The 11,905-nt window shown below is 71.0% G+C and carries 9 protein-coding genes; 3 read left to right on the top strand and 6 right to left on the bottom strand.

Going from position 1 to position 11,905, the window contains the following annotated elements; all coding sequences use genetic code 11:
• Positions 1 to 54 precede the first annotated feature (54 nt).
• Together WMF12_RS19380 and WMF12_RS19375 are read right to left on the bottom strand one after the other, a co-directional pair.
• Complete coding sequence (locus WMF12_RS19380) at positions 55 to 549, bottom strand: toll/interleukin-1 receptor domain-containing protein (protein ID WP_437873872.1); 495 nt, start codon at positions 547 to 549, stop codon at positions 55 to 57.
• A gap of 968 nt (positions 550 to 1,517) precedes the next feature.
• Complete coding sequence (locus tag WMF12_RS19375) at positions 1,518 to 2,267, bottom strand: ATP-binding protein (RefSeq protein WP_437873034.1); 750 nt, start codon at positions 2,265 to 2,267, stop codon at positions 1,518 to 1,520.
• Positions 2,268 to 2,483: 216 nt separating this feature from the next.
• On the opposite strand from WMF12_RS19375, the gene WMF12_RS19370 reads away from it, so the two are divergent.
• Both WMF12_RS19370 and vapC read left to right on the top strand, forming a co-directional pair.
• On the top strand, positions 2,484 to 2,732 hold the full coding sequence (locus WMF12_RS19370; protein ID WP_437873033.1) for a hypothetical protein: 249 nt from the start codon (positions 2,484 to 2,486) through the stop codon (positions 2,730 to 2,732).
• A complete protein-coding gene (gene vapC / locus WMF12_RS19365) occupies positions 2,729 to 3,133 on the top strand; it encodes a type II toxin-antitoxin system tRNA(fMet)-specific endonuclease VapC (protein WP_437873032.1) in 405 nt (134 codons plus the stop codon). The genes WMF12_RS19370 and vapC overlap by 4 nt, the downstream gene beginning before the upstream one ends.
• Position 3,134: 1 nt before the next feature.
• On the opposite strand, the gene WMF12_RS19360 is transcribed toward vapC, so the two are convergent.
• The 3 genes from WMF12_RS19360 to WMF12_RS19350 all read right to left on the bottom strand — a co-directional run bounded on the left by WMF12_RS19360 (position 3,135) and on the right by WMF12_RS19350 (position 4,919).
• Complete coding sequence (locus WMF12_RS19360) at positions 3,135 to 3,677, bottom strand: DoxX family protein (RefSeq protein WP_437873031.1); 543 nt, start codon at positions 3,675 to 3,677, stop codon at positions 3,135 to 3,137.
• 24 nt (positions 3,678 to 3,701) lie between these two features.
• Positions 3,702 to 4,496 (bottom strand): helix-turn-helix domain-containing protein, encoded by a 795-nt coding sequence (locus WMF12_RS19355; protein ID WP_437873030.1) that lies wholly within the window; start codon positions 4,494 to 4,496, stop codon positions 3,702 to 3,704.
• Between the two features lie 108 nt (positions 4,497 to 4,604).
• Positions 4,605 to 4,919: a hypothetical protein gene (locus WMF12_RS19350; RefSeq protein WP_437873029.1), complete on the bottom strand. Its 315-nt coding sequence runs from the start codon at positions 4,917 to 4,919 to the stop codon at positions 4,605 to 4,607.
• Positions 4,920 to 5,658: 739 nt separating this feature from the next.
• On the opposite strand from WMF12_RS19350, the gene WMF12_RS19345 reads away from it, so the two are divergent.
• On the top strand, positions 5,659 to 6,285 hold the full coding sequence (locus WMF12_RS19345) for a hypothetical protein (RefSeq protein ID WP_437873028.1): 627 nt from the start codon (positions 5,659 to 5,661) through the stop codon (positions 6,283 to 6,285).
• Positions 6,286 to 6,316: 31 nt separating this feature from the next.
• On the opposite strand, the gene WMF12_RS19340 is transcribed toward WMF12_RS19345, so the two are convergent.
• A complete protein-coding gene (locus WMF12_RS19340) occupies positions 6,317 to 11,485 on the bottom strand; it encodes a pentapeptide repeat-containing protein (protein ID WP_437873027.1) in 5,169 nt (1,722 codons plus the stop codon).
• Between the last annotated feature and the right edge of the window lie 420 nt (positions 11,486 to 11,905).

Here is an 11,905-nt window from a genome sequence, read left to right as displayed (position 1 = left end):
GCGTCGCTGCATCGAGCGGCCGCGCGGTGTGCACCAGACGAACGTCCCGGGAAGCTACTCGGCGCGTCGTCGAAGCGCCTCGATCGCGTGCTGGATGCCTTTCACCACGTCGGTCCAGGCCTCGTCGCGGTTCTGCCAGCTGGTGACCGGTCTACCATCCCTGGGCAGCGCCTGGAGCCTGGTGAAGGGCGCGCCATGCCAGTCGGTCTCCCGAAGGATGACCGAGATGACGCGGGCCTGGCCGGCGTCGTGCCGCTCGAGGGCGCGCTTCATCTCCTTGTCGAAGCAGTAGTCGGAGGCGAGGAAGTCGGCGCTGACGAGGAGGAGGAACACCTCGGCTTCGTCAAGGTTCCTGTCGATCTGGCCAGACCACTCGTCACCGGCGCCGATGCGGCGGTCGTGCCAGGTCTGGAGGAGGTCCTCGCGCTTGAGGAGCGCGAGATGGTTCTCCAGCTCGTCGCGGAGGGCCTCATCCCTGTGGGAGTAACTGAAGAAGAGGCGGATGGGCTTCGTCGTTGGCAGACCTTTCTCGCGAGGTGCCGAGGCCATGAAGTAGAGATGCCAGATATTGCCGTTTGCGTCGCCGGCGCAGAGGAGCTGTTGCGATACAGCCACGCTGATGAATGGACTGCCTCCGCGCACTGTATCCAGGCGCTGGCCATCGGGGCTGAGTGCGCAGGCATTGACCCGACCGGAGTGGCCGTACAGCGTGCGCTCCCCTCCGGTCCACATCCGTACCGGATGCCGCAGCCGGATCTTCGGCAGGCCGCGCGGGAACCGCAGCGTGCGCGCGATTCGCTCCGCCTCCCATCCGGCCGAGCGCAGCCGGTTGTAGACCAGCTCCGGCAGCGCCTCCGGCGCCTCGCGGAGCCAGTGCGACTCGGCCCGCACCGCCCGGTGCAGCAGGTCGACCTCGCCGTCCCCGAGCTCCTTCGCGCCGAGGCTCAGCGTATCCTCGAGCGCAGCCGACCCATCCTCGCGGCAGAGCGCCTCCAGCAACCCGAGGTCCCGGCAGAGCCCCCGCACCTTCGCCCGCTCGCTCGCCGCAAGCGCATGTGCGATCGCGTGGCGTGCAGCATAGCGCCTCCGGAGTTCGCTCTCCCCCTCGGCCACCGGCCACCGCGCCGTCGTCTCCAGGAGCCGCCGATGCAGCTCGGCCATGCGCTTCGCCCCGAGCTTCTCCGCGACAAAGGCGCGAAACGCCTCGTGATACGGCCGGTACGCCCGCGCGCCACGCCACGACGCCGGCTCCTCCAGGAGCAGCGCCCGCGCTGTGCGCAGGAAGTCCTCCCAGGCCTCCACGTCGCTCCACCCCCACGCTGCCTCGATCTCCTCGAGCGGCAGCGCCTCCCGCGCCGCGCAGATCAGCCCGAGCCCGTTCGCGACGAGCCCGAATTGCTCACGCGGCAGACTCCGGAGCTGCTGCCAGATCTGCTCCAGGAAGCCGCTCAGCCCGCGGGGCAGGCGCTCCACGCGTCGTTGCTCGACAGGCTGCTCCTCGAGCCATTCCCTGAGCTTCACCGCATAGAGCAGGTTCCCCTCCGCCCGCGCGATCGCCTCCTCGACGAGCCTCGGGTCGAGCCGCGGCGTGAACCGCGGCGCCTGGTCGGCCCAGAACGCGCGGCAGGCCCGTTCGTTCGAGCCCGCCCACGCGGGCGCGTCGAGTTCGAGCCCGCCCACGCGGGCGCGTCGAGATCGATGCGCCGCACGTTGCCGCGGCTCTCCAGCCACCCGAGGTGCGGGTACTGCGGGCGGGAGGCGCAGAGCGCGTGCACGCGCGGCGGCAGCGCGTACGGTAGGAAGCCCGGCAGCGGGTTCTGCCCGGCGCCGTCGCTCCGCGCCTCGTCGAGGCCGTCGACGACGAGCACCAGGCGCTCGCCTCGGGGGACGAGCTCGTGCTTGGAGACCTTCGCCAGGAGCTCGATGAGCCGGCTCTCGGGCTGCGCGTCGGGGTCCCTCTGCGCCGGGTAGAACGCCTCGATCTGCGCCGAGAGGGAGCGCGCGACCGCCTCGGGGCGATCCCAGTCCATGACGTCGCGCCGCAGGAAGTGGTGCGGCGCCCTGTGGCCGCGCTGCTCCTCTGCGTCTAGCCATCGCGACAGGATCGCGCTCTTGCCCATGCCGGGCGTGCCCGTGACGAGCACCCAGCGGCCCGCCGCGCCCGCGCCGTCGAGGTGGCGATCGATGGCCGAGAGGACGTCCTCACGACCGAAGAAGTGCTCGTGGCGGCTGCGCTCGATGCCGAAGTCGATGAGGTCTCTCGCCACGGCGGAAGTCTAACAGACGACCTCCTCGTTGACGCGAGCGGCAGAGCGTCTCCGCGTCCCCCTTCGATCCGCGGCAGCGCCGGTCCCAGCGATCCGAACGTCAAACCCGGCGCGAGGAGAAGCGACGGTAGCGGCCGCGTTGAGCCTGCTGCCTCATCGCCGGCTCCACGTGCTAGAAAGATCACCCTATCCGCTCGTTCCGGAGGAGCACCCTGGATGAACACGGTTCGCAAGCTGTACGAGAGCGACGAGCAAGGCACAGTGCGCGTTGACCTGGAGGTCGGCGCCCCTCACCGTCGAGTCGAGGTCGTGCTCGTCTGGCAGGAGATCGATGCCCCCCAAATCGCGCCGGAGGCGCTGGAGAAGAAGCGGGCCGAGCTCGAGGCGCTGGCCGGCGCCTTGTCCGATGATCCCATCGCGCGTCCCGTACAGCCGCTCCTCGAGACCCGGCTGCCGATCGAATGAAGTACCTCCTCGACAGCAACACCTGCATCCGATTCCTCAACCAACGGTCGCAGGCGCTCATCGATCGCCTGACCGACACACCCGATGAAGACATCTGCGTGTGCAGCGTCGTCAAGGCGGAGATGTTCTACGGGTCGGAGCGAAGCGCGCGGCGCGAACGGAACCTCGCCGTTCAGCGAACCTTCTTCGCTCGCTACAGATCGCTCTCGTTCGACGACGTAGCCGCAGAGAGGTACGCCGTGATTCGAGCTGATCTCGAGGGACGCGGACAGGCCATCGGAGCCAACGACCTGCTCATCGCCGCGATCGCGCTCGCACACGATCTCACGTTGGTGACGCACAACATCTCCGAGTTCTCCCGCGTTACGAAGCTCCGCCTGGAGGACTGGGAGACGACCTGAGCTAACCCATCACCCCGCTGGTGCGGTCGCCTCGATTGGCAGCGCCTGGCGCGCCGCGCAGCGCACCCCGAGATCGTTCACGCTTCGTCCGCTCCCCGCCACGAGCGCCGATCGCCACGGCGACCGTCGCGCCGACGAACACGATCTGCATCACCGTTCGCGGCCCGAGCGGCGTCACCGGGCTGCCGCCCAGGCTGAGCCCCGCGCGCGCCGCATACACGTTCGCAGGGAACATCGCCACGAGCAGCACCGTCAGCCCCGCAGCCGCCCACGGCGCGAGCCGCGGAACCAGGAGCGCCGCCGCGCCTGCGATCTCCAGGACCCCCGTCGCGGCCACGAGGAGCTCGGGGTAGGGCAGCGCCGGCGGCACCATTGCCGCGAGCTCGGCGCGCCGGCTCCCGAAGTGGGCCGATCCGGTCAGCAGGAACATGGCCGCGAGGGCGTACCGCAAGCACGTCACCCAGCTCCCGAGGTGCCTGACGCCGAGGCGCCCGAGGACAACGAACAGCGCGAACGAGATCGAGAGAACGAGGAGAGGTGCCATGCCCTCAAGGTGGCGACCCGCTCCTCACCCGTCTTGAACGAGCTGGCTACGGCGTCTCAGATCGGAGGGGCTCACCCCGAACATCCGGCGGAAGGTCCGGGTCATGTGCGCCGCGTCCGCGAAGCCGGCCGCGCTGGCGGCCTCCGAGAGCGCCGCGCCGCCGGCGATCGCCTCCCCGGCGCGCTCCAGCTTGAGCCACAGGAGGTATGGGCGCAGCGGCACGCCGACGCTCTCCGTGAAGGCGTGCATGAACCGCCCCGGCGAGAGCCGCGCGATGCCGGCCAGGGCTTCGAGCGACGTGTCCGCGTCTCCGGCGCTCGCCCGCAGGTGGCGCAGCACCCGCTGGACCCCGGGGTGCCTCGGCCTCGGCGAGGAGGGCGGGACCGCGATCCCCAGCGCCTCGAACACGCCGGGCAGCGCCGCCGAGAGCCCGGCCTCTCCGCGATCGGCGATGCGCGACCGCAGCCGATCCGCCATCTCGCTGCCCATGACCTCGATGGGCGACGCCCCGAGCGCCTGGGTGAGCCCATCGCCGACGTCGCTCTCCGGCTCGATGAACACGATGAGCACACGGGCGCCCGACGCGTCGATCGCGTGCGCGGTGTGCGGGGCCGTGAGGACGGCGCCTCCCGGCTGAAACGCGCCCCTGTCGGCCGTCTGGATCTGGAGCTCCCCGTCGAGCGCCAGCACGAGGTGCCAGCAATGGTGGGCGTGCAGCGTGCTCCGCTCTCCAGGGCCCCACGTCGCCAGCACGGAGGGCCACGGGCGCAGGGTGCCCACGGGCGCGGCGAGGCCTGTCGTTCTCGGCGGGAGGAGCATCGGTCCGGAGTCTACCCGGACGCAGCGAATGCCCGGCGAGGGCTCACCGCGCGAGAGCCGAGACTCTCCCAGTGTGCGCCTGCGCGCGCGGTCAGCCGAGCTGCCGCCCTACCGTCCGATGCGCGCGCGGATGGCGGCGCGCGTCTCCGCCGAGAGCGTGTCGAGGTAGGAGTCGGACAGGGCGTGGAGCACTTCGTCCGGCAACGCCAGCAACACCTGCTCGGGCGGCAGCCCCGCCACGCGCTGCTCGGGCGGCAGCCCGGCCATGCGCTGCTCGGGCGGCAGCCCGGCCATGCGCTGCTCGGGCGGCAGCCCGGCCATGCGCTGCTCCGGGGCGTACGCCGACAGCACCCGCTCGGGAGGGAGGGTGGCCAGGAGCTTGCGGACAACCTCGTCGAAGCCCTCCAATTCATGAATTTCCATGGCGATCTCCTCGGCTCCAAGCTGCTGCGAGAGCCACCTTCGGGCCTCGACGGTCCGGGCCTCGCCGTGCCGAACAAGCGTAGCAGATCGTCGTCCTCTGCCTCCGCCGCTGCGTCGATCTCGACGATGAGCAGCGCGAACGCCCCGCCCTCGACCCGCCAGTAGCCGCCGCCGAGGTCGCCCCATTCCATGCCGAGCTCGGCCACATCCGCGTCGAGCGACCTGGTGCGCGACGGGACGAGCAGCACGCCGCACAGGTCGCTCCGCCGCTCGATCCGTTCCGGCTCGTCGGCGCAGTACAGGTGCAGGTAGCTGCACAGCCGGTCGAGGTTGCGCCTTCGGTAAGGCCGGCCGATGCTCTTGAACTCGACGATGGTGTCCCTGGGCAAGAGGTCCCAGAGCTTCTTCAGCGTGCCCGCGGGCTCGCTCGGCCCCGCGCTCCGGCGCAGCAACAGGTAATCGGCGCGGAGCGGCTCGTTCGAGAGCGGCACCTCGCTGCGCACCTCGAACCGGCGCGAGCCCCGTTGGTTGAGCAATGCGACGAGCAGCACGTGCCAGGCCGTCCGGGTCGAGCCCATCGTGCGCCGTCTACAGGCCTGTCCAGATCGGGGCCAACAATCCGTGCTGCCAGCGCGGCGAATCTCTGCCACTGCCGCGCGCCGATCGGGGGCGAGCTATCCGCGACCACGGCCGGCTGGACGCTGGACAACCGTCGCCGTCCAGGATTCTCTCATCCCGGATGACAGCTCGCCGGTTCAAGCGCGGCAGCCCCGGGCTCGCCGTCGCCTACGTCCGCATCTCCACGGACGCCACGTGCGCCTCCGCCGCGGAGCAGCGCGCAGCGATCGATGCCTGGTCCAGCCGGGAACGCGTCGAGATCGCGTCCTGGCACGAGGATCGCGGGGAGGACATCGGCGACCGGCCCGGCTTCGCGGCGGCGATCGAAGCGCTCACCCTCGCCGGCGCCGGCCTGTTCGCGGTCGCGAGCGAGGACCGCGCCAGCATCGCGGGGATCAGCGGCCCGTACCGGTCCGCCGCGGGCGAGCGCGGCGCGCGCCTCGTGACCGCCGACGGGAGCGGGATGCCGGATGGGACGCACGGCTGCCCGATCTGCGGCGATCCCTTGGACCTGTGGCCACGCCACCCGCGCGCGGTGTGCGGGCTTTGCAAGCATGAGGCCACGGACGAGGCCGGGCGGCCTCTCGAGTTCTTCAACACGTCGTTCGGCGGCGGCTTCGGGGCGCGCTACGCGGATACCGGCGAGCCTCGGGACAGCCACGCATGCGTCATCCGGGGCGTGAGGTGCCGCGCCGACGAGGGCCGGTTCGGCGGGATCGTGATCGAGGCGATCGACAAGGTGCCGTAGTCGTTCGGGCTGCCAGCCCGGCAATCCGCGCTCAGCCCCGGCCGAGCGCAGGCGTCGCGGGGAGCAACGGCTCGTCGTCCGGGATGCGGAGGCCGGGGACGAGCGCATCGAGCTCGCCCGGCTCGAAGCGGCAGAGGTTGACGATGTGCCAGAAGCCGCCCGCGATGTTGCCGCCGAGCTTGTAGCGGCCGTCGGGGCGGAAGGCGACCCAGCCCTCGGGGAGCTTGAGGAGCATGGCGAGGCAAGCGCCGGTACGCAGGTCCCAGAAGCGGACAGCGCCGTCGGTGGAGCAGGAGAGCAGCGTGTCGCCATCCGGCATGAAGGCCACGCTCACGACCTCGCCGGTGTGCCCCAGGAGAACGAGCGCCCTGTCGTTGCTGGACATGCGCCAGAGGCGAACGCTCCAGTCATCGGAGCCCGATGCGAGCCATGCACCGTCGGGGCTGAAGGTCACGCACTTCACCCTGCCGGCATGGCCGTGCAGCTCGCGTGGCTGGCCGCCCTGGGCGAGCGGCCAGAGCCGCACGGTGGTGTCGTCGGATCCCGAGGCCAGCGTCGCGCCATCAGGGCTGAACGCCACGCTCTGCACGCCATATCGATGACCTTCCAGCACGCGCGCTGCGCCTTCGCCGTCCACCCTCCGGAGTCGGATGGTCCGATCGATCGAGCCCGAGGCCAGCGTCACGCCATCGGGGCTGAACGCCACGCTGCTGATCCCATCGTCGTGACCGTCCATCACGCGAAGCAGCCCCGCCGTCTCGGTGCGCCAGAGTCGCACTGTCCCGTCGCGCGACCCTGATGCGATCATGTCCCCGTCATGGCTGAAGGCGATATCCGTGATGCTAGGACAGTGCCCCTTCAACACGCGCGCCGGGCCGACTACGCCGAGCCTCCGGAGCCGGACCGTGTGGTCTCGCGATGCGAACGCCAGCGTCGTGCCGTCAGGGCTGAAGGCCAGCTTCGCCGAGGAGATGCCGCGATCCATGAACGGCGGAAGCGCACTCCATGTCGACATCCGCCAGAGATGAACGCCAAAGTCCTCGGAGCCGAGCGCGAGCGTCGCGCCATCGCCGCTCAAGCCCATGACCATGGGCATGCTCGGCTGTCCTTCCAGCACGCGCGAGACGCCGCCCGTCGACACGTGCCACAGCCGCACCGTGCTGTCTTTCGAACCAGAGGCGAGCGTCGAGCCATCGGGGCTGAAGGCGACGCTCGTCACGCCGGCGGAGTGGCCCTCGAGCGCGTGGTACGCGACGCCTGAACGATTCCACAGCTGCACGGCTCCGTCTCCTGAGCCAGAGGCGAGCGTCGCGCCGTCGGGGCTGAACGCGACGCTTCTCACGTGTCGCGCGTGGCCGTGCAGCATCTGCAGCGTCTCGCCGCTCAACATGTGCCAGAGGCCAATGTCGTAGTCCACGGAACCGGAGGCCAGCATCTCGCCGTCGGGGCTGAAGGCGACGCTGAGCACGCCAGCCCGATGGCCGCTCAGCGCGCCAAGCATGTCGCCTGTCGAGACCTGCCAGAGCCGAATGATGGTGTCGTACGCGCCGGAGGCCAGCGTCTCGCCGTCGGGGCGGAACTTCACGGCCATCACTCCATCCCGGTGGCCGTGGAGCACGGCGATCTGTCTGAATGTGGCTAGCTGCCAGAGCCGAACGGTGAGGTCCGACGAGCCGGAAGCCAGTGTCTCGCCGTCTGGGCTGAACGTCACGCTCTTCACGGAGAGACTGTGCCCCTGGAATACGCAGAGCACGTTGCCAGTCGACACGTCCCAGAGCCGGACGGTGCAATCGTCCGAGCCGGACGCGAGCGTGTCCCCGTCAGGGCTGAAGGCGACGCTCGTGACCCAGTCGGTGTGGCCGTTCAGCGTGCGCAGCGCGCTCCCGGTCGCCATGTCCCACAGCACGATCCCGTGGGAGTGACCCGATGCGAGCAGGGTTCCATCGGGGCTGATCGCCACGGCATTGCACCGGCTCCCTTGCACCCAGGCCGGCTCGAACCTCGCCGCCTCCGGCATCGCCGCGCCGAACGTATCGCACCCGTCGAACCGCGCCCCCCGCGCCCCCACGAGCTTCGCCCCGCGCAGCCTTGTCGAGGCGAGCGTCGCCCCCGTCAGATCCGCGCCTACAAGGCGCCCCCGGATTGCCGTCGCCCCCGTCAGATCCGCCCCGGTGAGGTTTGCCCCGGTGAGGTCCGCCCCGTCGAGCAGCGCCCTCGCCATCAGCGCGCCGCTCAGGTTCGCCCTCACGAGCTTGGCTTCCCGTAGATCCGCCCCCCGGAGGTCGCAGCCGCTCAGGTCCTTCCCCGAGAGGTCCTGCCCTCGCAGGTCCGCCCCCGCGAGGTTCATCCGCTCGCTCACCCCGAGCCCCATCCGCCCGTCGATCCGCAGCGCGTTCGCCGCCGCCACCGTCCCCCACGCCCCGCCGAGCGCCTTCCGCGCCCACCGCTCCGCCGCCTCCCTTCCCGCGAGCGCTCCGAAGAAGTCGGCCATCAGATCGCTCACCTCCCGCTGCGCGAGCGCCGAAACCTCGCCGGCGCGCTGCACCTCCTCGGCCGCCTCTCGCGCCACGAGCCACTCGAGCACCGACTGGTGGATGAACCGGAAGTTCTCCTGGTCGTCCCACACGAGCAGCGTCCCCGATCCGATCTGGTGCGCCGTCACCCCGACATCGAGCTCGTGCCTGCCGAGCGCCTGCAGCGCTGCGATGAGCTCCGCCGGCAGCTCGCGCACGTTCACGCTCTGCTCCGTCCGCTGCCACAGCCGGGTCGCGAGCTCCGTCACCGCCCGCCACCGCTGTGCCACTGACAGCCCCGGCTGCGCGCCCTTCGGGTGCGCGCGCTCGTACTCCCAGACGAGCCACCGATCCAGGAGCAGCTTGTACAGCCCCGCCGAGGTGATCTCCCCGTCGCCCGACTTCGCCTGCCGCAGCTGCGTCTCCTCGATCTCGGCGATGAACCCCAGCATCCGAGGGTTCGCCGACAGGCCGAGCAGATCCTTCACGTCCGCGAGCAGCCGCATGCGCGCGTCGGCCGCCTCCTCGCCGCCGAGCCGGTTGAGGAGGAACCTGCGGATCTGCGCCTCGGTGAACGGCAAGAGCCGCGCGAGCCGGTAGCCGGGCAAGAGCGCGGCCTTCTCCGCGAGCGCCGACCTCACCTGCTGCTCCGAGATGAAGTGCTGGCTCCGGCTCGTGACCACGACCTTCGCCGCCTTGCCCTGCGCCGCCTGGATCAGCGTGTCGAAGTGCTCGACCGCGCGGTCGTACGTCACGCGGAAGGCGAGCTCGTCGAAGCCGTCGAACAGGAGCACGATCCGCCCCTCGGCCAGCATGTGCCGGAACGCGGGCAGATCGATCTTGCCGAGCCCCGCGAGCGCCAGGTGCTGCGCGATGAGCGCGTTCAGGTCGCGCGCCTTCTCCAGCGCGCGCATCTCGATGAGCACCGGCGTCAGCGGGCCGCCCGCCTTGCCCATTCGCCGCGCGAGCTCGTGCAGGAGGAACGTCTTGCCCGTACCGAAGTCGCCGAGCACCAGCACGAACCGGCTGTGCTCCGAGTCGAGCAGCTCTGCGATGGCGTCGAGCGCGCGCTCGCGCACCGCCTCCTCCTGGCCCGTCGTGAGCGCGACGCGCTGGTCGACGTAGAGATCCGGCGGATACGTGAGGTCCCGCTCGAGGCTCGCGTTCTGCCACGCCAGGTAGCCGCGGAAATCGATGAGCCCCTGGTACTCGAGGAACCGCACGAGGCGCACGCGCCGCGCGCTCGCGTAACGCACGAGCTCCTCCGGCGCGGGCTCGCCGCCGTAGACCAGCGTGGACACGAGGCCGGGATCCTCGCGCCGGTACGAGGCGTCGATGCTCTCGATGAACGCGGAGACCGCCTCGGTCGAGATGCCGCTCTCGAGCGCCGCCAGCGGCGCGATCCGGACGATGCCGCCCTCGTTGACCGAGACGCGAAGGTAGACGCCGAAGGGGAGGGGCGCGTCGAACCACTCGATCTTCACCCCCTCGGGCTCGCGGAGCCTGCACACGCGCTCGACCCGCGAGAGGAAGTCGTCGCTGCGCCCTTCCCCTGGCAGGAGGATGTCGTCGCCGTGCGGACTCGCGTGGCCGCCCCGCGCGCTCGCCGGGAGGCGGCGCAGCCTCGGGCCCCGCCCGGCGTGCTCGGCGCGCGCAGGCGGAAGAAAGCGCCTCAGAAACGCGACGAGGAACTCCGCCGAGGCGCGGCACGCGAACGCGCGGAAGCTGTCGTCCTTGTCGTGATCGGCGTGATCCGAGACGGCCTTCGCGATGATCGACCGCCGCCCGAGGCGCTCCGCGACGTAGCCGATCGCCGCGGCCTCCATCTCGACGCCGAGCACCTTCCGCCCGATCGGCTTCAGCCCCTCGAACAGCCCCGCGTCCTCCTGCACCGCCTTCCCCGTGGCGATCGGGCCGATGTGCACGCGGAACGGCCGGGCCGGCGGCGGGCCGTCCGGGTGGAGCAGGCGATCCCGGCGGACCTGCGCCACGCCCGCCTCCGTGAGCTCGAGGCCGCCGTCGCCGATGCGGAGCACGCCCGCCGCCTCCAGCTCGCCGATGCGCTCGGTCCAGCCCGGGCACCGCGCCGCGCGCTCCGGCCGCGAGACGGGCGGCGGTCCCCCCTCCACCTGGCTCTCGTAGAGCGCGTGCCGGAGCCACCACGCTTGCGACGGCTTCGACGGCGGGCGCTCGGCCGCGAACGCCGCCTGCCGCTCGAACTCGCGCGCGAAGAGCGCGGCATCCATGTTCCACGTGCGCTCGAGGTTGTACGTCTCGATATCGTGGAAGAACGCGCCCTCGCCGCCGGGGTGGGCGACGCGCTTGCCCTCGTCGTAGCTGTAGACCCGGTCGGCGACGATGACGTCGCCGAGCGACACCTCGCCGCGTTTGCCGGCGCAGATGCCGCACATCGCGAGGCACCCCGGATCGAGCTCCTCGATGAGCCCCTGCGCCCTCGCCGCCGCAGCGCTCTCGCCCATCCGGCCCGACCACGCAGCGGCGACGCGGAGCGGCTCGCCGCGGTCGTTCGGGACGTCGCGGACGTAGTACGGGAACCCGCCCGGATCCCGCGCCTCCCGCCAGCCGTCTCGACCGCCCTCGCCGAGCGCGAGGACCGCCTCGAGCTCGTCCTGCAGCGCGGTGACGATCAGCGCGTCGACGCGCCCTGTAACGATGTCTGCCGGCACAGGTCCACTCTAACAACAGGCGCTCACGTTCCGGGCTCGGTCCGGTCGAGACCTGGCCGAGCGCTGGTGGTCAGATCCTGAATGGGCCCAGACCTGGCGGTCCCCCTCGTTTTCAAGGTCTGGTCCAGGTCGAGACCTGGCAAAGCGCCCGTCACCAGATCCTGAGCAGGGCCCAGACCTGGCGGCTCCCTCGTTTTCAAGGTCTGGTCCAGGTCGAGACCTGGCAAAGCGCTTGTCGCCAGATCCTGAGCTGGGTCCGGACCTGGCGGTCCCCTCGTTTTCGAGGCCTCGCCCAGGTCGAGATCTGTCCGAGCGCTCGTCGCCAGACGGCTGACCTGGGCCCAGACCTGGCGGTCCGCTCGTTTTTGAGGCCCCGCCCAGGTCGAGACCTCCACCGAGGCTCCCCGGGGGAGCCTCGGG

It is taken from the genome of Sorangium sp. So ce363 (genome assembly GCF_051520435.1).
GTDB lineage: Bacteria > Myxococcota_A > Polyangia > Polyangiales > Polyangiaceae > Sorangium > Sorangium cellulosum_B.
The sequence above is the reverse complement of the archived record's forward strand: the minus strand, read 5'-3'. Positions and strand labels throughout refer to the sequence as shown.